This is a genomic window from Xanthomonas sp. BRIP62411 (genome assembly GCF_003993525.1).
GTDB classification, from domain to species: domain Bacteria; phylum Pseudomonadota; class Gammaproteobacteria; order Xanthomonadales; family Xanthomonadaceae; genus Xanthomonas; species Xanthomonas euroxanthea.
The window spans coordinates 301189-323416 of record NZ_QEZI01000008.1 but is presented as its reverse complement, the minus strand read 5'-3'; the positions used below and the strand labels follow the sequence as shown (position 1 = coordinate 323416).

13 protein-coding genes are annotated in these 22228 nt (G+C 68.8%); 10 read left to right on the top strand and 3 right to left on the bottom strand.

From position 1 onward, the window contains the following. Positions 1–18: 18 nt before the first annotated feature. The gene (locus EO139_RS05720; protein ID WP_164739744.1) at positions 19–2121 is read right to left on the bottom strand and encodes a glycosyltransferase; all 2103 of its coding nucleotides are present in this window, start codon (positions 2119–2121) and stop codon (positions 19–21) included. A 241-nt stretch (positions 2122–2362) separates the two neighbouring features. On the opposite strand from EO139_RS05720, the gene mrcB reads away from it, so the two are divergent. The 5 genes from mrcB (at position 2363) to EO139_RS05695 (ending at position 9257) form a co-directional block, all read left to right on the top strand. Next, positions 2363–4807, top strand: coding sequence for a penicillin-binding protein 1B (gene mrcB / locus EO139_RS05715; RefSeq protein WP_126969662.1), 2445 nt, complete (start codon positions 2363–2365; stop codon positions 4805–4807). Between the two features lie 14 nt (positions 4808–4821). Then, on the top strand, positions 4822–5346 hold the full coding sequence (locus EO139_RS05710) for a hypothetical protein (RefSeq protein WP_104584642.1): 525 nt from the start codon (positions 4822–4824) through the stop codon (positions 5344–5346). A 245-nt stretch (positions 5347–5591) separates the two neighbouring features. After that, positions 5592–7598 (top strand): ATP-dependent DNA helicase, encoded by a 2007-nt coding sequence (locus EO139_RS05705; RefSeq protein WP_126969660.1) that lies wholly within the window; start codon positions 5592–5594, stop codon positions 7596–7598. A gap of 28 nt (positions 7599–7626) precedes the next feature. Continuing rightward, positions 7627–8346 carry a tRNA (adenosine(37)-N6)-threonylcarbamoyltransferase complex dimerization subunit type 1 TsaB gene (gene tsaB, locus EO139_RS05700; RefSeq protein WP_126969658.1) on the top strand — a complete coding sequence of 240 codons (720 nt, stop codon included), beginning with the start codon at positions 7627–7629 and terminating at the stop codon, positions 8344–8346. After that, on the top strand, positions 8343–9257 hold the full coding sequence (locus EO139_RS05695) for an ADP-ribosylglycohydrolase family protein (protein ID WP_126969656.1): 915 nt from the start codon (positions 8343–8345) through the stop codon (positions 9255–9257). The genes tsaB and EO139_RS05695 overlap by 4 nt, the downstream gene beginning before the upstream one ends. Before the next feature lie 83 nt (positions 9258–9340). Here EO139_RS05695 and EO139_RS05690 read toward each other — a convergent pair whose 3' ends face one another. Together EO139_RS05690 and gshB are read right to left on the bottom strand one after the other, a co-directional pair. Further along, positions 9341–10216, bottom strand: coding sequence for an energy transducer TonB (locus tag EO139_RS05690; RefSeq protein WP_126969654.1), 876 nt, complete (start codon positions 10214–10216; stop codon positions 9341–9343). After that, a complete protein-coding gene (gene gshB, locus EO139_RS05685) occupies positions 10213–11163 on the bottom strand; it encodes a glutathione synthase (protein ID WP_104584632.1) in 951 nt (316 codons plus the stop codon). Before gshB ends, EO139_RS05690 begins: the two co-directional genes overlap by 4 nt. Positions 11164–11402: 239 nt before the next feature. Between gshB and pilG the strand changes: the two genes are divergently transcribed. From pilG to EO139_RS05660, 5 genes are all read left to right on the top strand, one after another. Next, on the top strand, positions 11403–11804 hold the full coding sequence (gene pilG, locus EO139_RS05680) for a twitching motility response regulator PilG (RefSeq protein WP_104562659.1): 402 nt from the start codon (positions 11403–11405) through the stop codon (positions 11802–11804). A gap of 17 nt (positions 11805–11821) precedes the next feature. Next, on the top strand, positions 11822–12184 hold the full coding sequence (locus EO139_RS05675; RefSeq protein ID WP_024940328.1) for a response regulator: 363 nt from the start codon (positions 11822–11824) through the stop codon (positions 12182–12184). Beyond that, complete coding sequence (locus tag EO139_RS05670) at positions 12184–12714, top strand: chemotaxis protein CheW (RefSeq protein WP_014508568.1); 531 nt, start codon at positions 12184–12186, stop codon at positions 12712–12714. The genes EO139_RS05675 and EO139_RS05670 overlap by 1 nt, the downstream gene beginning before the upstream one ends. 39 nt (positions 12715–12753) lie before the next feature. After that, a complete protein-coding gene (locus EO139_RS05665) occupies positions 12754–14790 on the top strand; it encodes a methyl-accepting chemotaxis protein (protein ID WP_104584630.1) in 2037 nt (678 codons plus the stop codon). Between the two features lie 113 nt (positions 14791–14903). Continuing rightward, positions 14904–22226, top strand: coding sequence for an Hpt domain-containing protein (locus tag EO139_RS05660; RefSeq protein WP_126969652.1), 7323 nt, complete (start codon positions 14904–14906; stop codon positions 22224–22226). Positions 22227–22228: the final 2 nt, after the last annotated feature.

Below are 22228 nucleotides of genomic sequence, written 5' to 3'. Positions count from 1 at the left end.
CGAACTCCCGGCGGCCACTCACCCTGCAATAAACAGCTCGCGCACCGTGCCGCGTGCCGCATCCAGCGAAAAATGCCGGGCCACGTTATGCAAGCCGTTGTCGGCCAGGCGCTGCCACAGCGCCGCATCGCGATACAGCCGCACGATTGCATTGGCGAATGCGTCGGCGTCGTCGGCCACGCAGACGTCCTGGCCGTCGCGCAGATGCATGCCTTCCACCGCGCAGGTGGTGCCGACCACCGGCTGCCCATGCGCCATGCTCAGATTGATCTTGCCCTTGACGCCTGCGCCGAAGCGCAACGGCGCCACCGCGATGCGTGCGGTCTCCATGAACGGCAGCAGATCCGGCACATGCCCGTGCAATTGCACGCCGGGGCATTCGTCGGCCAGCAGTCTCAATGCCTCGGGCATGTCCGCGCCGATGCAATGGAAGACCACCTCCGGCAGGTGCGCGCGCACCTGCGGAAAGATCGCGCTGAGGAACCACTGCACCGCATCCACGTTCGGGGAATGCCGGAAGCCGCCGACGAACACCAGGTCGCGGCGTTGCTCGAAGCGGTGACCGCTGCCGGCCACCTCATGCAGATTGGAGAGCAGGGCGGTGCGGATCTGCGGTGCGTCCGCCTGCAGCTGCGCCTGTTCGGCTGCCGAGACCAGCAGCGTGACGTCGGTGGCGGCCATGATCTCCAGTTCGCGCAGGCGGGTGCGTTCTGCCGCGCGCAACAGGTTGGCATCGCCGGCCAGCTCGGCGCCGCGGCGCTCGCGCAGGTAATGCAGGTCGACGGTGTCGAACAGCGTGCGCGCCTGCGGGGCGTAGCGTCTGAGCAGCGGCAGGCAGGCGTGCGCAACGTGGTGACGCACCAGCAGCACCACGGCAAACCGCGGGCCGTGCGTGCGCAGCCAGCTGCCGATGCCCTCAAGAAACGGCGCGTACCAGACTTCCACGCCCAGTTGTTGCAGTGCCTGCGTGTGCCGTCCGGCGTGTTCGCGGCGGGTCGGCACGAACACCACGTGCGCGCCTTCTTCGCACAGCAGGCGGATCAGGTTGAACTGCCGCAACGAGCCGGAGTCGCGATCCGGCTGCGGCACGCATTCGTCCAGGATCAGCACCTGGCGCTGGCCACGATGCAGCAGCGCAGGTCCGGGAACCGTGCCGACCGGCAACTGCGTTGCCAGTGTCTGCTGCCACTTGTCGGCGAACACGCCTTGATTGCGCACCTGATACGCCTTCACCCCGGTACGGGTGTCGGTGCCATTGCTGGTGCCCTCGTCATGCACCACCACGCTGGCCGGCTGCACCAGCACCCGGTGGCCGGCCGCACGCACCGCAAAGGCCAGGTCGGTGTCCTCGTAGTACGCCGGCATGTAGCGGCGATCCAGCCCGCCCAGCGTCTGCAACAACGCGCGTGGCAACGCGATCGCCGCACCGGAGCAATAGTCCATCGCACGCACATAGGCGTAGCGCGGGTCGTCGGCCGATTCGAAACGGCCATAACTCCACGCGCTGCCATCGGCGAATACCACGCCGCCGGATTCCTGCAGGCGTCCATCCGGGTACACCAGCTGCGCGCCGACCAGGCCGGCGGTGGGGTGCTGGGCAAAGGTGTCGATCAGCCGATCCAGCCAGCCGGGCTGCGGGATGGTGTCGTTGTTGAGCAGCACCACGTAGTCGCCGCGTGCCAGTGCGATGCCGTCGTTGCAGGAGGCGATGAAACCGCCATTGCTGACGCGCCGGTGGTAATGCAGGCCTTGCACCTGCGGCAGCTGTGTCTGCGTGGCATCGTTGCTGCCGTCGTCCACGACGATGATCTCCACCTCCAGCAACGGCGGATGCGCCGCCAGTGCGCGCAGGCACGCCAGCGTGTGGGCGATGTGGTTGTAGACCGGAATCACCAGCGTCACGCGCGGGACGGCGCTGTGCGGAACGGCAAACGCGGCAAATGGCGCAGCGTCCGGCAACCACAACGGCGTGCCGAGCGCCGCCGGCGGCGCCTGCGTATGCACGCGAATGCGCTGCCAGGTGGCGCGCCAGCCGCGCGTGCGCATGCTTGCCACGCTGCGGTGGATCAGCCCGAGCACGCGATTGAACAGATAGCGTGCATCGGCCAGGGACATCGACATTCCGTTGGAACTCCAGACATGGCGTGACGAAGAAAACCCGGCGGGCAGTCGTCGGTGGGCAAGGACCGCGCAAGGCAGGCGCAGGGTACGAAGGGTAACCGCAGATGCAAAGCGCGGTCCGTGCCCGCCTGCCGGCAGGCGTCGCAGGTTTTGTTAGCCGCTCTTAAGTCAAAGGGGCCGGCTGACCACAACCACGACAGCGCTGCGCTAGACTCGCCGGACTCTACATTCTCGCATCCCTGTGCCCCGACGCCACGACAACGACGCTCCCGACGATTTCGAGGACGATTCCACCGAGCAAGGCTCCCGCTGGCAACGCAGGCTGATTGTCTGGGCCTTTGCGGCATTCGCGCTGGCGCTCGGTTTCCTGATTCCCTATACGGTGTATCTGAACAAGCAGGTCACCCAGCGTTTCGGCGAGCTGCGCTGGCAGATCCCGACCCGCGTGTACGGGCGGCCGTTGGTGCTGGCGCCAGGCAATGCGCTGGATGCGGCCACCCTTAAGACCGAGCTGGATGCAGCCTCCTACCGCGACGACGGGCAGGCCAAGCTGGCCGGCACCTACCAGCAGGACGGCAGCCGCTTCACCATCGCCAGCCGCGGCTATGTCGATGTGGACGGGCGCGTGCCTGCGCGGCGGGTTGAGGTCAGCCTCTCCGGTGGGCGCGTGGCCAGCCTGCGCGACGCCGGCGACCGCAAGGCGCTCAAGAGTGCGCGGCTGGATCCGGCGCGCATCGCCACGCTGTACGGGCAGAAGCAGGAAGAACGCCGCCTGGTGCGCATGGAAGAAGTGCCCGAGCTGCTGGTCACCGGCCTGCAGGCGGTCGAGGACCGCGACTTCAACAGCCACCACGGCATCGACCTGAGCGGCATGGTGCGCGCGGCCTGGATCATGGCGCGCTCCGGCGGCCAGGTCCGCCAGGGCGCCAGCACCCTGACCCAGCAGCTGGCACGCAGCGGCCTGCTCGGCATCGGCAAGGAACAGACCCTCACCCGCAAGTTCAACGAGATCCTGTACGCGGTGATCATGGAAGCGCGTTACGACAAGCGCACCATCCTGGAGGCCTATCTCAACCAGGTCTACCTGGGCCAGCGCGGCGGGCAGGCGATCCACGGCGTGTCCTCGGGCGCGGAGCTGTGGTTCGGCCGCGAGCTCAATTCGATGACCACCGAGCAGATCGCCTTGCTGATCGGGCTGGTCAAGGGGCCGTCCTACTACGACCCGCGGCGTAACCCGGAGCGCGCGCTGGATCGGCGCAATTTCGTGCTGGGCAAGCTGCACGAAAACAACCTGATCGACGCGGCCGAATACAAGCGCGCACTGGCCGCGCCGCTGGGCGTGCCCACCGAACCCGGCCTGGTCGCGGCCAATCGCTTCCCGGCCTATGTGGACCTGGTGCGGCGCCAGCTGGCGCACGACTACCCGGAAGGCGTGCTGCAGGGCGCCGGCATGAGCGTGCTGACCGGCATGTCGCCGGCCGCGCAGGCGTATGCCGAAGGCGCGGTGACCGGCACCATCAAGCGGCTGGACAACAAGAAGCGCCCACCGCTGCAGGCCGGCCTGGTGCTGACCGATGTGCACAACGGCGATGTGCTGGCGGTGGTCGGCAGCCGCGATGTGGCCAAGCCGGGCTTCAACCGCGCGGTCGAAGCGCAGCGGCAGGTCGGCTCGTTGCTCAAGCCGTTCGTGTACCTGCTGGCGCTGGCCTCGCCGGACCGCTGGGCGCTGTCCAGCTGGGTCGACGATGCGCCGGTGACGGTGCAGCTCAGCCGCGGCAAGACCTGGTCGCCGGGCAATTCCGACAACCGCAGCCACGGCACGGTGCGGTTGATCGATGCGCTGGCGCATTCCTACAACCAGGCCACGGTGCGCGTGGGCATGCAGGTCGGCCCGGAGCGCATCGCCCAGCTGATCCAGGTCCTGGCCGGCATCAAGGCCGATACCAATCCGTCGTTGATCCTCGGTGCGACCGACCAGAGCCCGTACGGCATGGCGCAGCTGTACCAGTTCCTGGCTGCCGGCGGCGAGATCCAGCCACTGCATGCGGTGCGCGGCGTGCTTGATCCGCAGGGCAAGCTGCTCAAGCGCTACGACAAGACCCCGGCGCCGGCGCAGGAGGGCGATTCGGTGGCGGCCAACCTGATCAGCATCGCGCTGCAGCAGGTGGTCAGCGGCGGCACCGCACGGCAGTTGCTGGGCGATGGCCTGGGGCGGCTGTCGCCGGCCGGCAAGACCGGTACCTCCAACGATGGCCGCGACAGCTGGTATGCCGGCTACACCGGCGACCACCTGGCGGTGATCTGGATGGGCAATGACCAGAACGAGCAGACCGGCCTGTACGGCGCCACCGGCGCGATGCGGGTGTGGTCGAGCATCTTCGCGCGGCTGCCGAGTGCGCCGTTGAAGGTCAGCGGCAAGGGCCTGGACTGGCAGTGGGTGGATGCGGCCGGCACCGGCGTCACCGATGCTGGCTGCCCGGGCGCGCGCCAGTTCCCGTTCGTGGTCGGCTTCACGCCGGCCTACGCCCCCTGTGCCGGCAATGCACCGTCGATCGAAGGCGTGCCCGGCGACGCAGCGGCGCCGGCCGAGCAATCCAGCGGTGGTGGCTGGCGTCGCTTCTTCGGTCTGGAAAAGAAGCCGGAAGACCCCGCGCCGGCGCCCGCCGCGGCTCCACCTGCACGTTGAACTGGAGTGACCCGATGAACCGACTGCACCGTTTGCTTGCCCTTGCTGGCGTGTCTGCCGCACTGACCGCCTGCGTCAGCGCGCCGCCGCCGCCGCCGCCGACCCCGGTGGACCCGACCACGCCGACACAGCGGCTGTTGCTGATCGAACGCGAGGCCGGCGTCGACGACACCGAGCTGTCGGTGCAGCCATTGCGCGACCCGCAGGTGGACGATCTGCGCGAGACCGCCAAGAGCAAGCGTCAGTCCGGTGATCTGGCCGGCGCGGCGGCGGCGCTGGACCAGGCCGTGGGCCTGGTCTCCGGTGATCCGGCCATCCTGCAGGAGCGTGCCGAAGTGGCGGTGCTGCAGGCCGATTGGCCCGCCGCCGAGCGGTTTGCCAAGCAGGCCATCGAGCTGGGCTCCAAGACCGGGCCGCTGTGCCGTCGGCATTGGGCCACCATCGAACAGTCGCGGCTTGCGCGCGGCGAGAAGGAAAACGCCGCCTCGGCCAAGTCGCAGATTGCCGGCTGCACGGTGCCAGGCGTGAAGCGCTACTAAGCACGCAGCGATGCCGGTTGCGCTTGCCGCAAGGCGAGCGCGGCGGCGTGTGCTGCAGCTGGTGTCGCGCGCGCAGCCGTGCGACGCGCCATTGTCGCCCGCACCGCCGCCAGCGGCGCCGTGCAGTGCGGCGTACGGCATATGCCAGCTGCGGGGGCGGTTGCCGTCGCTGGCCCGCAGGCGCAACCCACCCGGCATCACCGCGCACGCGCTAGGCTGTCGCGCTTGCCCCAGCTTTTGGTCCCATGTCCCAACTTGCCACTGCCAGCATCGAGGCGCTCAGCGAGGGCGGGGCGCTTGCGCGTCAGCTCGATGCGTTCGCGCCGCGTGCCGCGCAGCTGCGCCTGACCGGCGCCATTGCCGAGGCGTTCGAGGCGCGCGATGTGCTGTTGGCCGAGGCCGGCACCGGCACCGGCAAGACCTACGCCTATCTGGTGCCGGCGCTGCTGTCGGGGCTGAAGACCATCGTGTCGACCGGCACGCGCGCGCTGCAGGACCAGTTGTTCCATCGCGACCTGCCACGCGTGCGCGCCGCGCTCGGCATCGGCCTGCGCAGCGCGCTGCTGAAGGGCCGCGCGAACTACCTGTGCAAGTACCGCACCCAGCAGGCGCGTGGCGAACCGCGCTTTGCCACGCCCGAGCAGGTCTCGCAGTTCCAGCGCATCGTGGCCTGGAGCGGGCGCACCCAGTTCGGCGACATGGCCGAGCTGGAAGCCTTGCCGGACGACTCGCCGCTGCTGCCGCTGGTGACCTCCACCGTCGACAACTGCCTGGGCACCGAATGCCCGTTCTACGGCGAATGCTTCGTGGTGCAGGCGCGCCAGCGCGCGCAGGCGGCCGATCTGGTGGTGGTCAACCACCATCTGCTGCTGGCCGATCTGGCGCTCAAGCAGGAAGGCTTCGGCGAGATCCTGCCCGGCGCGCAGGCCTTCGTCATCGACGAGGCGCACCAGCTGCCGGAACTGGCGGCGAACTTCTTCGGCGAAAGTTTCGGCATGCGGCCGTGGCAGGAGCTGGCGCGCGATTGCATGGTCGAAGCGCGCCTGGTCGCCGGTGCGCAGGCCAGCCTGCAGGAACCGATCCTGGCCCTGGACGAGGCCTTGCGCGGCCTGCGTGCGGGCATGGAAGGCCTGCCCGCGCGCGGCACGCAATGGCGCGCGCTGGCCAGGCCGCAGGTACGCGAAGGCTTCGATGCGGTGCTGTCGTCGCTGGCGCGCCTGGGCGAGGCCTTGCTGCCGTTGCGCGAGGCCTCGCCCGGCTTCGATGGCTGTTCTGCGCGCGCGCAGGAAGCGCTGGCACGGCTGTCGCGGTGGCTGGGCGAAGACGCGCCGGTGCCGGATTTCGACCAGGAGCTGCCGGACACCATCGACAACGACGTGCTGTGGTACGAACTCAGCCCGCGCGGGTTCCGCTGCCAGCGCACGCCGCTGGACGTGTCCGGCCCGCTGCGCGAGCACCGCGAGAAATCCCATGCGGCCTGGGTGTTCACCTCGGCCACGCTGGCGGTGGGCGGCGAGTTCGACCACATCGCGCAGCGCCTGGGTCTGAGCGATCCGGTGACCCTGCTGCAGCCCAGCCCCTTCGACTGGGCGCGCCAGGCGCTGTGCTATCTGCCGCCGAACCTGCCCGATCCTGCCGCACGTGGATTCGGCACCGCGCTGATCGCGGCGCTGACGCCGGTGCTGGAGGCCTCCAACGGCCGCGCCTTCCTGTTGTTCGCCTCGCACCGCGCGCTGCGCGAAGCGGCCGAAGCCTTGCGCGGTGCACCGTGGCCACTGTTCGTGCAGGGCGAAGCGCCGCGTGCCACCTTGCTGCAGCGTTTCCGCACGTCCGGCAACGGCGTGCTGCTGGGGTCGGCCAGCTTCCGCGAGGGCGTGGATGTGGTTGGCGATGCCCTGAGCGTGGTGGTGATCGACAAGCTGCCGTTTGCCGCGCCCGACGACCCGGTGTTCGAAGCGCGCCTGGATGCGATCCGCCGCGACGGCGGCAACCCGTTCCGCGACGAACAGCTGCCGCAGGCGGTGATCGCGCTCAAGCAGGGCGTGGGCCGGCTGATCCGCAGCGAGACCGACCGCGGCGTGCTGGTGCTGTGCGACCCACGGCTGGTGAACAAGGGCTACGGCCGCACCTTCATGACGTCGCTGCCGCCGTTTGCGCGCACCCGCGAGATCGGCGATGTGCGCGCGTTCTTTGGCGTCGCCGAGCCGGTGGGCGACAATGGCGTGCTCGCGCTGCCGTTCGGCGACGCCTGAGCTTCCCCTTCCTGCCTGCGGTCCTGCCATGAAAGTCCTCGCGTTCGAGACCTCCACCGAAGCCTGTTCCGTCGCGCTGCACATCGACGGCCGCGTGCTTGAACGCTTCGAACTGGCGCCGCGTCGGCATGCCGAACTGGCGCTGCCGTGGGCCGAATACCTGCTCGCCGAGGCCGGGATCACGCGCCGCCAGCTCGATGCGATCGCGGTCGGCCGTGGGCCGGGCGCGTTCACCGGCGTGCGCCTGGCCATCGGCATCGCGCAAGGCATCGCGCTGGGCCTGGACCTGCCGGTGCTGGCGGTGTCCACGCTGCAGGTGCTGGCCTTGCGCGCGCCCGCCGAGGCGAGGCAGGTGCTGGCCTGCATCGATGCGCGCATGGGCGAGGTGTATGCCGGCGTCTTCGCGCGCGATGGTGACACGCTGCAGAAGCTGATGCCGGAAGTGGTGTGCGCACCGCAGGCCTGCGTCGTGCCGGACGCGCTGCAGCGCTTTGCCGGTGTCGGCAGCGGGTTCGCCGCTGCCGATGCAGTGCTGCAACAGCGGTTCGCAACGCAGCTGACCAGCATCGATGCCGCCGCGTTGCCGCATGCGGCCGACCTGCTCACGCTGGCCGTGCCGGCGCTGCTGCGCGGCGAAGGCGTGGCGCCGGAGCGGGTGGAACCGGCCTATCTGCGCGACAACGTGGCGCTGACCCTGCTCGAGCAGCAGGCCGCACGCGCAGCCAAGGCCGCTGGCGCCGCGCCATGACCGACGCGTTGCAGCGTGCACGTTTCCGCGGTTGCCTGCTGGGCCTGGCGGTGGGCGATGCGCTCGGCACCACGCTGGAATTCTGCGCGCCGGGCAGCTTCACGCCGATCGACGACATGCGCGGCGGCGGCCCGTTCGCACTGCGTGCCGGGCAGTGGACCGACGACACCTCGATGGCCCTGTGCCTGGCGCACAGCCTGCTGTATCGGCAAGGCTTCGACGCCGCCGACCAGATGAACCGCTATTGCAACTGGTACCAGCACGGTTACCTCAGCAGTACCGGCGCCTGCTTCGATATCGGCGCGACCGTGCGGCAGGCGCTGGAGCGCTATCTCGATGGCGGGCCGGCCTTCAGCGGCAGCACCGATCCGCGCTCGGCCGGCAATGGCTCGCTGATGCGGCTGGCGCCGGTGGCGATGTATTACGCGCACCGCCCCGCCGAGCTGGGCGAGCGCGCCGCCGACAGCTCGCGCACCACGCATGCCGCTGACGAAGCGCTGGATGCCTGCCGGCTGTTCGCCTTCCAGTTGCGTGCCGCGCTGCTCGGCGGGCAGCGCCAGCAGGTGTTGCAGGCCCGCTGCGAAGGGCTGTCGACGCCGGCACTGCGTGCGTTGTCGGTGCGCGACCATCGGGCGGTTCCCGCCACTGGGATCCGCGGCACCGGCTACGTGGTCGATGCGCTGTCGGCGGCGCTCTGGTGCTTCGCCACCACCGACACGTTCGCCGATGCGGTGTTGCGTGCGGCCAACCTGGGCGACGATGCCGACACCACCGCGGCCATCTGCGGTCAGCTGGCCGGTGCGTTCCATGGCATCGAGGCAATTCCCGCCGCCTGGCGCGCGCGCGTGCAGGATGCCGACGTCATCATCGACCTGGCCGATCAGCTCTACGCAGCGGCGCAGGTCACCTGAGGCCGCACGCACCGCACGCGCCAACGCCGTCGGCCGGGCAGGCATGCCGCAGAAGGACGCGTCCTGATCGGACGCGCGACAGCTCAACGATCGTCGTGCAGCTCGCCGCCGGGCAGGAACAGCCAGGTGCGGGTGACCTGCAGGATATCCACGTCGTCCTTGGTCCTGGGCAACGGCGGGAACGGCTGTGCCAGCTGCACCACCCGCAGCGCTGCCGCATCCAGGGTCGGGGTGCCGCTGGAGATCAGCACGCGGCTGCTTTCCACGCTGCCGTCGCGGCGCACGCCCACGCTGATCACCACCTTGCCGCCGAGCCGGCGCCGGCGCGCCTCGTCCGGGTAGTTGAGGTTGCCGACGCGCTCGGCGCGATCCACCCAGGCACGCAGGTAGTTGGCGTAGGCGTATTCGCGGGTACTGGCCGACACGAACTTGCGGTTGGGGCGCTTGGCGTATTGCTCCGAGCGCAGATGCACCTCGGCGGCGAGCCGGGCCATTTCTGCATCGCGTTGCACGCGTTGCGCATCGGTGGGCGAGAGCGGGTCGGTCTGCGGGTTCGGCTGCGCGGTGGGCACGGTCTGCTCGCCGCGGCGACTGGCGACCACGCGGGTCTGGGTCGGGTCCGGCGCCTGCACCATGGTCGCACGCTGCGCCTGCGGTGCCAGCCCGCTGCGGTCCTGCGGCACCACGCCGGGCTGGCTGTCGCGCGGGCGTTGCGCGGTGGCGTGATCGCCGCCGCCCTGCTGGTTGGCCTGGGCCAGGAAATCGGCCTGCCTGGGCGTCAGCGGGGTGCTGGTCTGGCTGAAGATCACATCCAGCGTCGGCACCAATGGTGCGTCCTCGCTGACCGCAAACCCCACGCCGAGGATCAGCGCGCCGTGCAGCAGCAGCGAGATCACCAGCGTCGCGGTCAGCCGGCGACGCTCGTCCACGGCAGCCGGCTGTGCCGCGGCCGCGCTCATTGCGCCGCGCCGGCCTCGATCGCGTCGAACAGCAGCCCGGCGATGTTCAGGCCGAACTGCGCATCCAGCTCGCGCACGCAGGTGGGGCTGGTGACGTTGACTTCGGTCAGGTAATCGCCGATCACGTCCAGGCCGACGAAGCGCATGCCGCGGCGGCGCATTTCCGGGCCCACCTGCGCGGCGATCCAGCGGTCGCGCTCGGACAGCGGCCGGCCTTCGCCGCGCCCGCCGGCGGCCAGGTTGCCGCGGAATTCGTCGCCTTGCGGAATGCGGGCCAGGCAGTAGTCCACCGGCTCGCCATCGACCAGCAGGATGCGCTTGTCGCCGGCGGTGATGTCGGGGATGAAGCGCTGCGCCAGGGTCAGCTTGCGATTGCCGTCGGTCAGCGTTTCCAAGATCACGTTGAGATTGGGGTCGCCGGTGCCGCTACGGAAGATCGAGCGCCCGCCCATGCCGTCCAGCGGCTTGAGCACGGCCTGGCCGTGTTCGAGCACGAAGGCCTTCAGTGCCGCCGCATCGCGGCTGACCAGGGTCGGCGGGCAGCACTGCGGAAACAGCAGCGCGGCCAGCTTCTCGTTGTAGTCGCGCAGGCCCTGCGGGTCGTTGACCACCTGCGCGCCGGCGCGCTGAGCCACGCTCAGTACCTGGGTGTCGTAGATGAACTCCGCATCCACCGGCGGGTCCTTGCGCATCAGCACCACCTGGCCGGGACCGAATGCCAGCTCGGCGAACTCGCCCAGGGTGAACCAGCCGGTCGTGTCCTCGCGCACGCTCAGCGGCGCGACCTGCGCCACCGCGCGTCCCTCGCGCAAGCTGAGTCCGCCGGGGCGCACATACTGCAGGCGGTGACCACGCCGCTGCGCTTCCAGCAACATGGCGAAGGTGGTGTCTTTGGCGATCTTGATGGAGGCGATGGGATCCATCACCACGACGACGTCGAGCGACATGGGCAGCTAAACCTTTAGAACAGGCTGCCGATGGTAACTTCAAGCGGTGGGCGATGGCGCGCCCGGCCGGTCGTGGATGCGCGACTTGCCGGCCGACCCGCAGCCGTCCACAGTCGGAACGTCCGCCTGGCGGGCCCCCGGCAACGCACCCTTGACAGTCAATGCGGGTCTTGGGATATACATGTCGTTTCGCAGCGACGCCGGAAGGGAAGAAGCGTCGCGCGTCCGGGGATATTTGCATGACTGAAAACATGGCTGCGGGTGGGGAACTCGCAGGACTGAAGGTGATGGTGATCGATGATTCGAAGACCATTCGCCGCACCGCCGAAACGCTGCTGAAGCGGGAAGGCTGTGAAGTAGTGACGGCGACCGATGGTTTCGAGGCACTGGCCAAGATTGCCGACCAGCAACCTCAGATCATTTTTGTCGACATCATGATGCCGCGCCTGGATGGGTACCAGACGTGCGCGTTGATCAAGGGCAACCAGCTCTTCAAGTCGACGCCGGTGATCATGCTGTCGTCCAAGGACGGCCTGTTCGACAAGGCACGCGGCCGCATCGTCGGCTCCGAGCAATATCTGACCAAGCCGTTCACACGTGAAGAACTACTGAGCGCGATTCGCACGTACGTCCACGCCTGACCAGGGGGAAAGGCAACATGGCTCGAATTATATTGATCGAGGACTCGCCCACCGACAGGGCAGTCTTCAGTCAATGGCTGGAAAAAGCAGGCCATACGGTCGTCGCCACCGACAATGCCGAGGAGGGACTTGCGCTGATTCGCAGCCAGGCGCCCGATCTGGTGCTGATGGACGTGGTGCTGCCCGGCATGAGTGGCTTCCAGGCAACGCGTGCATTGGCGCGCGACCAGGCCACCAAGGACATCCCGGTGCTGCTGGTCAGCACCAAGGGCATGGAAACCGACAAGGCCTGGGGGTTGCGACAAGGTGCCAGCGACTACATCGTCAAGCCGCCGCGCGAAGACGACCTGATCGCCCGCATCAAACAACTGGTGCGTTGATGCGTTCTCCATTCGACATTCTCGAAGACTACGAGCGTCGTAGCCTTGCGCACGCCACGCCGCTGCCGGAACGCCAGTTCTCGGCCGATATCTGGCGCGGCGTCGGTTATCGCGTCGGTACCCGGCGGCTGGTCTCGGATTTCCGCGAAGTGGCGGAAATCGTGCCGATGCCGCCGGTCACGCCGGTGCCGGGCGCCCAGCCCTGGCTGCTGGGCGTGGGCAACCTGCGCGGCAACCTGTTCCCGGTGATCGATCTGAAGCAGTTCCTGGAGGGCCGGCGGACGGTGCTGCAGGAAGGCCAGCGCGTGCTGATCATGCGCCAGAGCGGCGGCGACGTCGCGCTGACCATCGACGAGCTGTACGGCCAGCGCAGCTTCGAGCAGGCCCAGGCGGTCGAACCCGGCGAGCTGGCACAAGGCCGCTACGCCCACTTCATCGACCGTGCCTTCCGCAACGAGACGCAGGACTGGGGTGTGTTCTCCCTGGCGTTGCTGTCGCGCACCCCTGAATTCCGGCAGGCTGCGGCCTAAGCCGCGGCCCCGCCACGTCATACAGATCGAGGTCGAACCATGAGTACCGCCCCGGACGCCCGCAAGACCAACAAGCTCGGCAGCGTCAGCACCAGCTTCTGGCTTGGTTTGCTGGTGTTGTCGATGATCGTGTTCGGCGCCAATACCGGCGTCGCCACCTGGCAGGGCAGTCGCCTGGCCGGTGCCGGTACCGGTGCGGCCGATCTGCAGGTGCTGTCGCAGCAACTGGCCAACCAGGGCCGCGAAGCGGTGTCCGGCGACCCGAAGGCGTTTGCCGCGTTCAAGGAGACCAAGGGCCGCATCGACAGCACGGTCAGCGAACTGGATGGCCGCTACGGCAAGGAAGGCTCGGTTGCCAGCGCGATGGCCCAGCTCAAGGCGACCTGGGTGCCGCTGAGCAAGAACGCCGACCAGATCATCGCCAGCGAACCGGCGGTGCTCGGCCTGTCCGGCAACGCCGAACGCTTCTCCGGCAGCGTGCCGCAGTTGCAGGCGCAGTTGAACGAAGTGGTGCGCGCGATGACGGTCAGCGGCGCGCCCGCGGCACAGATCTACAACACGCTGCAGCAGGTCGTGGTCGCCGGCACCATGGCGCGCCGGGTGACCGAAATGCGCGCCGGTGGCGCCAATGCCGCCGCCTCCGGCGATGCGCTGGCGCGCGACGCGGTGGTGTTCACGCAGATGCTCGAAGGCCTGCGCGCAGGCAACGACGAGCTGGGCATCGCCGCGGTGCGCAACCCGGCCGCGCTGTCGGCGCTGGAGCAGTCGCAGGCGCAGTGGGCGACGATGAAGAAGGACGTCGACGCCATCCTGGCCAGCTCGCGCAACCTGTTTGCCGCGCAGTCCTCGGCCGCCGCGCTGACCGCCGGTTCGAACAGGATGCTGGACGACAGCAAGAAGCTGTTCGATGCGTTCTCGGCATTCGGCTCGGTGCGCGACACGCGCCTGTTTCCGAACTTCTGGCTGGGCGTGGTGTCCGGCCTGCTGGCGTTGCTGGCCATCATCGGTTTCGTCTGGAGCTCGGTGCGGGTGCGCTCGCGCGAGCAGGACGTGCGTTACCAGGCGCAGGTGGAATTCAACAGCCGCAACCAGCAGGCGATCATGCGGCTGCTGGACGAAATCAGCTCGCTCGGTGAGGGCGACCTGACGGTCAAGGCCTCGGTGACCGAGGACATGACCGGCGCGATTGCAGACGCCATCAACTACGCCGTGGACGAGTTGCGCCACCTGGTGACCACCATCAACGACACCTCGGCCAAGGTCGCCGTGTCGACCCAGGAAACCCAGGCCACGGCGATGCAGCTGGCCGACGCGGCGGGACAGCAGGCCAACCAGATCACCACCGCCTCCGAGCGCATCAGCGAAATCGCCGCCAGCATCGAACAGGTGTCGCGCAACTCCACCGAGTCGGCCGAAGTGGCGCAGCGCTCGGTGGTGATCGCCGCCGAGGGTGCCGGGGTGGTGCGCGAGACCATCCAGGGCATGGACCAGATCCGCGACCAGATCCAGGAAACCTCCAAGCGCATCAAGCGCCTGGGCGAATCCTCGCAGGAAATCGGCTCGATCGTGGAACTGATCAACGACATTTCCGAGCAGACCAACATCCTGGCGCTCAACGCCGCGGTGCAGGCCGCCTCGGCGGGCGAGGCCGGCCGCGGTTTCGCGGTGGTGGCCGACGAAGTGCAGCGCCTGGCCGAACGCACCTCCGGTGCGACCCGGCGGATCGAAGGCCTGGTGCAGACCATTCAGGCCGATACCAACGAAGCGGTCAGCTCGATGGAGCAGACCACCTCCGAAGTGGTATCCGGTGCACGCCTGGCCGAAGACGCCGGCACCGCGCTGACCGAAATCGAGCGCGTGTCCAATGCCTTGAACAACCTGATCAAGAACATCTCCATCGCCGCGCACCAGCAGTCGGCCGCAGCGACGGACATCACACAGACCATGGGCGTGATCCGTCAGATCACCAGCCAGACATCGCAGGGTGCGGAGCAGACGGCCGAGTCGATCGGCAACCTGGCTCAGCTCGCTGCCGATCTGCGCCGTTCGGTCGCCGACTTCAAACTGCCGGCGTGAGCACGACGCGGAACGGGAAAGGATCAGCAGATGGCGCGTAGTCGCATGACGTCGATGCAGGAACAGACCGGTGGCCGCCTTGGCGGTACCCCGGCCGTAGGCAGGGGGCTGCAATGAGTGCGCTTCGCGATGCGATGAGTCACGCCGCGCTGGGCTGGGTCAAGCCGGAGCTGGACGAAACCTTGCGCCAGGCGCGCAACGAGATCGAGTACTTTGCCGAAGAACCGTCCGACACCAGTCGGATGCGCTTCTGCGCCGGCTATCTGCACCAGGTGCAGGGCACCTTGCGCATGGTCGAGTTGTACGCCCCGGCGATGGTGGCCGAAGAGCTGGAGCTGCTGGCCCAGGCCGTGCAGGTCGGCGAAGTGGCCGACCGCGACGAAGCCTGCGCCATGCTGATGCGCGGCACCGTGCTGCTGCCCGACTACCTGGAGCGCCTGCAGAACGGTCACCGCGATATCCCGATCGTGCTGCTGCCGCTGCTCAACGAGATCCGCGCCACCCGTGGCGAGCCGGGCCTCAGCGAGAGCGTGCTGTTTGCCTTCGATCCGCAGGCCGGCGTCGCCACCGAGGCCGAGCTGGACCATGCCCGCGGCAGTCTGAGCGGACGCAATCGCGAGTTGCTCGACACCGTCGGCAACGCGGTCAAGGAGGAATTGCTGCGCGTCAAGGATGCGCTGGACCTGCACCTGCGCACCGGCGGCGAGATCGCCGAACTGCAGACCCAGGTCAAGGATCTGGGCAGCGTCGCCGACACCCTGGGCATGATGGGCCTGGGCGTGGCGCGCAACGTGGTCGTGCAGCAGCGCGATGCGCTGGCGCGCGTGGTCGACGGCCAGGTGCAGATGGACGAAGGCGTGCTGCTGGATATCGCCGGCGCGCTGCTCTATGTCGATGCCTCGCTGGATGACCAGGTCGCCAGCCTCGGCGCCGATGTGGGCGACGGCAATGAAGCCAGCAACAGCGCCACCTCGTCGGAAGTGCGGCGCACGGTGGACGTGCTGGCGCAGGAGGCGATCGCCAATTTCGGTGCGGCGCGCGAGCATTTCGTCGCCTTCATCGAGACCAACTGGGACCACGCGCGCCTGACCGACGTGCCGCATCTGCTCGGCGAAGTCGGCGGTGCCCTGCGCATCCTCGAACTGCCACAGGCGGCCGACTATCTGGAAGGCGTGCGCCGCTACGTCGACCTGGAACTGATCGGCAAGCAGCGCGTGCCCAGCGGTCGCCAGCTGGACACCCTGGCCGACGCGATGGCCAGCCTGGAGTACTACCTGGAAGCCCTGCGCGAGCGCCGTCCCGGCCGCGAAGAGATCCTGGACATCACCCGCAACAGCCTGGAGACGCTGCGCTACTGGCCGCTGCCCTCGGGCCAGCCATCCGACCTGCCGGTCGGTGCCGACCAGCCGGGCCACGTGGCCGAGCCGCAGCCACTGGCCGCATCGCTCGCACAGCAAGCCGGTGCCCCGGCGGCGGCCAACGACGCCGCACCGACGCCGTCGCTGGAATGGGCCAACGAAACCGTGGTCGAGGCGCCGTTTGCCGCCAGCGTGGTGCACGACACCGGCGCTGCCGCCACCGATACGGTGTTCTCGTTCGACCCGGTCGCCGCCGAGGAAACCGTCTCCGGCCAGGCGCACGTGCCGTTTACGGTGGCACCGCTGGACCTGTCCGACGATGGCGCGCAGGCGCCCGGCGACTGGCAGCTGGAAACCACCGAGCAGGCCGCACCGATCGCCACGTCCGTGTTCGACCCGGTGTCGGCCGAGCAGGACGGCAGCATGTCGGCCGATGCCGCGCAGGTCAGCTACACCGTGGACCTGAGTGCGCTGGAGCAGGACGACAGCGCCACGCCGGCGGTAGCCGAACCGGCGCCGCTGCAGATCGAGCAGATCGCGTTGCCGGGCGATGCCGACCAGACCGAGGCACCGCTGGATTTCATCGCGCAGGCCGGAAACGGCCGCGCGCAGACCAGCATCGACGATGCGTTCTCGCCGCCACCGTTTCCGCCCGTCGCGCCGCAGGAGCCGGCCGACCCGTTCGTCGAATCCGTGCCCGAACCGCAGCCGGCCCCGGCCGACGACGCCGCCGGGCAGGGCACCGCGCGCGTGCAGCAGGCGGTGGTCAGCGAGTTCGAACTGGACGCCGCATCGACGGCGTTCCTGGCCCAGCTCGACGCAGCCGCCGCGCAGTTCGAGGTGGAGCGTCCGCAGGCAGCGCAGGCGCCCGATGCCGACGCCCAGGCTGCGAAGGCAGCGCCCGGGCCGGCCATGAGCGAACCGCTCCAGGCCGGTGCTGGTGCCGATGCCGGCATCTTCGGTGGCTTTGGCGACAGCGATATCGACGACGATATCCGCGACGTGTTCCTGGAGGAATTCGACGAAGAACTGGTCAACCTTGGCCAGCTGCTGCCGGTATGGCGTGCCGCGCCGTACAGCCAGGACAACCTGCGCCCGATCCGCCGCGTCTTCCACACCTTGAAGGGCAGCGGCCGTCTGGTTGGTGCGCACGTGCTCGGCGAGTTCAGCTGGAAGATCGAGAGCATGCTCAATCGCGTGCTCGACAATTCGCGGCCGGCCAGCCCGGCGGTGGTGGCGATGGTCGAGCTGGCCTACGAGGTGCTGCCGCAGTTCAACGCCGCCTTGCGCGACCAGGGCCGCATCAGCGCCGACCTGCCGGCCATCCAGGCAGTTGCCGAGCGCGTGGCCGCAGGCGAAGAGGCCTATTACGTGGCCGCACCGGCGATGCCGGTGGCGGCGGAGGTTGCCTTCGTTCCGGCAGCGGCGGGCATGTTCGCTGCGAGCGGCGGCACACCGGCGTCGGTGGACAGCGTGCTGCGCGAGATCCTGGAAGCCGAAGTCGCCACCCATCTGGACACCGTCAACGCGTGGCTGCAGGCCAGCCAGGCCGAGCCGCAGTTGGCGAGCGAAGAGTTGCTGCGCGCCGTGCACACCATGAGTGGCGCGTTTGCGATGACCGACGTGCCGGAAATCACGCTGGTGACCACGCCGGCGGAGAGCTATGTCAAGCGTCTGCTCGCCGCCTCGCTGACCCCGTCGCAGGAGGGCATCGACGCCATTGCCGCAACGGCGGCGGCAATCGCCACCACCGTGACCGCCCTGCGCGCCGATGCGCCGTTGATTCCGTCGTTTGCGCCGTTGACCGAGCGCCTGCGCGCGCTGGTGGAGACGCTGCCGGAAGCGCAGTGGCCACCGCAGGCGTTCCTGGACGAGCTGGAGGATCTGGAGGCGCCGGGCGAGATGGCCGTCGGCAGCGCGTCGGCGGTCGAGCTGACCGGTGCGCAGGACCTGTCGCCGTATCTGGACGCCAGCGCACTGCCGTCGAATGCGGCCGATACCGGCGCGCCCGTGCATGCCGCCGACGACGCGGCGCAGGATGCCGCAGCGCCCGCCGACGCCGACGCAGCGATTGCGGTGGACGAACTGGCCGAGGCCGAGGCCGAAGACACCTCGGCGCTTGCGCTGGAAGCACCGGCACCACACGACGAGGCGCAAGCGGCTGACGTTGCTGCGCCGGAGCAGGAGCAGGGCGCCGATTCGCTCGAGGCCGCGCAGGCACTGGCCGCGGATGCACGCGCATCCGAGGCGGTCACCGGGCAGGCCGTCGACGCGTTGCACGGCGATGCTGTCCAGCACCAGCACCAGCACACAGACGACGCCGAAGCCGCGTCGCTTGGCACCGATGCGCACGACACGCCGGCCGATGAGCCGGTAGTCGACGCCGATGCCTGGGATGCGACCGGACTGCAGCAGGCCGGCAGTGTCGATACGGTGTCGCACGAGCCAGCAGGCGACGTGTCCGGAGCAAGCGAGCACGTGGCCGTGGACGAGTTGTCCGACGCGGAAGCCGCGTTGGGTGAGACGCAGACGCTCGCCGCGCCAGAAGCCGGGCAGGTCGATGCCGAGCACGCAGACGCCGGGCAGCAGTGGCCGGGCGAGCACGCGGCCGTGCACGACCAGCAGGATCAGTACGACGGCAACGTCACCGCACATGCCGAGGCAGGGGCGGGTGATGGCGTAGCGTCCACCGACGACGCGCCTGTCGAGACCATCGAAGCATTGGAAGCGGTGCATGCGCAGGGCCCGTTGGCCGACCAGACGCATGCGGCAGTGAGCGAAGACTGGACGCAGGACACCGCGGTGCCGGACGGCGAATCGGCCGGGCAAGACGACCACGTTTCAACACCTCACGACGAGGCTGTCGGTGCGCAGGCGCAGCACGCGCAGCTGCCTGCGGACGAGGCAGCGCAGCACGGCGATGCCGGGCTGCCGCAGGATGCCGCCGCGCAGCTTGGCGACCAGTTGCAGGTGCAAGACACCGCACAGTTGGGCCAGCATCCGTCTTCCGAAGAACATGCTCTGTCGGGCGAGCAGGAGCACCTGCAGGAACCTGTGCATACGGACGAGGCTGCGCAATCGGAAGCGCATGTCGAGTCGGGCGAGCAGGAACATCTGGGCGCGTACGCGCATGCCGACGAAGTCGAGCACGTTGCGGAAGCCGAGCGCGCTGCAGAAGCAGAGCAGACTTCAGCAGCAGAGCAGGCCGAAGCAGAGCAGGCTACAGAGGCAGAACAGACTGCAGCGGCGGAATACGCCGCAGACGCAGACCACGCTGCAGACGTACAGCAGGCTGCCGAAGCGCTACCCGAACACACCATCGAGTCGGTGCAGGCCTTCGAGATGGCGCAGGTCGCCGACCAGGTCGAAGAGACCGGCGATCCGCAATCGGAAACTGCACCGGAGCTGCAGTCGGACCTCGTTGCTGATGCGGATGCGGATGCGCAAGCCGATGCCGATGCGGAGGTCCACGCGCAGCATCCAGACGCAGACGCAGACGCAGACGCAGACGCAACACTCGGCGCGACTACCGCAACCGATCCTGCCGAGCATCACGAACACGTCGAGCAAGTTGAAGGCGTTGGGCAAACCGAACACGTCGAATACGTCGAGCATCTGGAGCCCGGCGAACCCGCAGAATCCCCAAGCGAACACCAAGACGCCGCAGCCGTGGCCTTCAGCGCGCCGGTGGAAGACGCTGCGGCGGCCGAGACCACTGCCAACGCTGTGGGCGCAGCCTTCGATACCGGCCCGCTCAACTTCGACCAGCTCGATGGCGAACTGGTCGACATCTTCGTCGAGGAAGGCCGCGACCTGCTGGACCATTGCGATGGTCTGATCGCCCGCATGCGCGAAGTGCCGGAAGACCGCGAGGTCCTCAACGGACTGCAGCGCGACCTGCACACGCTCAAGGGCGGCGCGCGCATGGCCGGCATCAATGCCATCGGCGATCTCGGCCATGCGATCGAGTCGCTGCTCGAAGCAGTGGCGGCCAACCGGACCGATATCGACCGCGACGACGTGCGCCTGTTCGAGCGCGGCTTCGATCGCCTGCATCAGCTGTTGACCCGCACCGGCATGCACCGCGCCGTGGCGATGCCGACCGACCTGGTGGACGCCTTCGAAACCCGCACCCGTGGCCGCAATGCCGCAGAACCCAGCGACGCCGATGTGCGCGCGATCGCCAGGGCATCGGTGGAGCCGGCACCGTTGTCGGCGCCGGTGCCGGTCGAGGGCCAGAGCGAGGACGACTTCCTGCCGCGCGTGCAGCAGGAGCAGGTGCGCGTGCGTGCCGACCTGCTCGACCGCCTGGTCAACCACGCCGGCGAAGTGGCGATCTACCGTTCGCGGCTGGAACAGCAGATGGGCGCCTTCCGCGGCGCCATGGGCGAACTGGATCGCACCAACGCCCGTCTGCGCGACCAGCTGCGGCGTCTGGATCTGGAAACCGAAGCACAGATCGTGGCGCGCTATCAGCGTGAGCAGGACCAGGGCGACCGCACCTTCGATCCGCTGGAACTGGACCGCTTCTCCACCCTGCAGCAGCTCAGCCGCGCGCTGAACGAATCGGCGGCCGACTTGGGCGGCTTGCAGGGCGTTCTGGAAGACCTGTCGCGTCAATACGACGGCCTGCTGCAACAGCAGTCGCGCGTCAGCTCCGAGCTGCAGGACGGCCTGATGCGTGCGCGCATGGTGCCGTTCGACGGCCTGGTGCCGCGCCTGCGTCGCGTGGTCCGCCAGGCCGCGACCGATACCGGCAAGCAGGTGCATCTGCTGCTGGAAGGCACCCAGGGCGAACTGGATCGCAACGTGCTCGATCGCATGGTCGCGCCGCTGGAACACATGCTGCGCAACTCGGTGGCGCATGGCCTGGAAGCGCCGGAGCAACGGCGCGACGCAGGCAAGCTGGAAGAGGGCAGCATCGCGATCCGCCTGCGCCGCGAAGGCTCGGAAATCGTGCTGGAAGTGGCCGACGACGGCGCCGGGCTGGATCGCGAGGCGATCCGTCGCCGCGGCGAGCAGCGCGGCCTGATCGAACCCGGCCAGGAGCTCAGCGAGGCCGAGCTGGACGGGCTGATCTTCGCCTCCGGCTTCAGCACCTCCGAGCAGGTCAGCCAGCTGGCCGGCCGTGGCGTGGGCATGGACGTGGTGCGCAACGAAGTGCGTCAGCTCGGCGGCTCGGTGGACATCCACTCGGTGCCCGGCCATGGCGTGACCTTCACCTTGCGCCTGCCGCAGACGCTGGCGGTCACCCAGGCGGTGTTCGTGCGCATCGGCGACACCACCTTCGCGGTGCCGGTGGGGTCGGTCAGCGGTATCGGCCGCATCTCGCGCAGCCGTTACGAGTCGGGCGAGGGTGGCTACCACTACGCCGGCGAAGAGTACGTGCTGCACGATCTCGGCTCGCTGGTCGGCCAGGCCGCCGCGCGTGCCGATGGCCAGGCGCAGGTGCCGTTGCTGCTGGTGCGCGCGGGCGACCTGCGTGCGGCGGTGGCGATCGACCAAGTGCTGGGCAACCGCGAAATCGTGGTCAAGCCGGTGGGCCTGCAGATCGCCTCGGTACCGGGCATCTACGGTGCCACCATCACCGGCGATGGCCGCGTGGTGGTGATCCTGGACGTGGCCCCGCTGGTGCGTCGCTATCTCAGCCAGCCGGCGCGTCCGGCGCCGGAAACCCCGGCCGAATCGCAGCGCCAGGTGCCGTTGGTGATGGTGGTGGACGATTCGCTGACCATGCGCAAGGTCACCAGCCGCGTGCTGGAACGCCACAATCTGGATGTGACCACCGCACGCGATGGTGTCGAGGCACTGGAACTGCTCCAGGAGCGCGTGCCCGACCTGATGCTGCTGGACATCGAAATGCCGCGCATGGACGGCTACGAGCTGGCGACCGCGATGCGTGCCGACCCGCGCTTCAAGGCGGTGCCGATCGTGATGATCACCTCGCGCAGCGGCGAGAAGCATCGCCAGCGCGCCTTCGAGATCGGCGTGCAGCGTTACCTGGGCAAGCCTTACCAGGAGTTGGATCTGATGCGAAACGTGTACGACCTGCTGGGGATCGCCCGTGTCCGAGACTAATG

Excerpts from the sequence above, each read along its gene's own strand:
- EO139_RS05720 (WP_164739744.1), bottom strand. The coding sequence starts at position 2,121 with ATGTCGATGTCCCTGGCCGATGCACGCTATCTGTTCAATCGCGTGCTC.
- EO139_RS05710 (WP_104584642.1), top strand. The coding sequence starts at position 4,822 with ATGAACCGACTGCACCGTTTGCTTGCCCTTGCTGGCGTGTCTGCCGCA.
- EO139_RS05705 (WP_126969660.1), top strand. The coding sequence starts at position 5,592 with ATGTCCCAACTTGCCACTGCCAGCATCGAGGCGCTCAGCGAGGGCGGG.
- tsaB (WP_126969658.1), top strand. The coding sequence starts at position 7,627 with ATGAAAGTCCTCGCGTTCGAGACCTCCACCGAAGCCTGTTCCGTCGCG.
- EO139_RS05695 (WP_126969656.1), top strand. The coding sequence starts at position 8,343 with ATGACCGACGCGTTGCAGCGTGCACGTTTCCGCGGTTGCCTGCTGGGC.
- EO139_RS05690 (WP_126969654.1), bottom strand. The coding sequence starts at position 10,216 with ATGAGCGCGGCCGCGGCACAGCCGGCTGCCGTGGACGAGCGTCGCCGG.
- gshB (WP_104584632.1), bottom strand. The coding sequence starts at position 11,163 with ATGTCGCTCGACGTCGTCGTGGTGATGGATCCCATCGCCTCCATCAAG.
- pilG (WP_104562659.1), top strand. The coding sequence starts at position 11,403 with ATGACTGAAAACATGGCTGCGGGTGGGGAACTCGCAGGACTGAAGGTG.
- EO139_RS05675 (WP_024940328.1), top strand. The coding sequence starts at position 11,822 with ATGGCTCGAATTATATTGATCGAGGACTCGCCCACCGACAGGGCAGTC.
- EO139_RS05670 (WP_014508568.1), top strand. The coding sequence starts at position 12,184 with ATGCGTTCTCCATTCGACATTCTCGAAGACTACGAGCGTCGTAGCCTT.
- EO139_RS05665 (WP_104584630.1), top strand. The coding sequence starts at position 12,754 with ATGAGTACCGCCCCGGACGCCCGCAAGACCAACAAGCTCGGCAGCGTC.
- EO139_RS05660 (WP_126969652.1), top strand. The coding sequence starts at position 14,904 with ATGAGTGCGCTTCGCGATGCGATGAGTCACGCCGCGCTGGGCTGGGTC.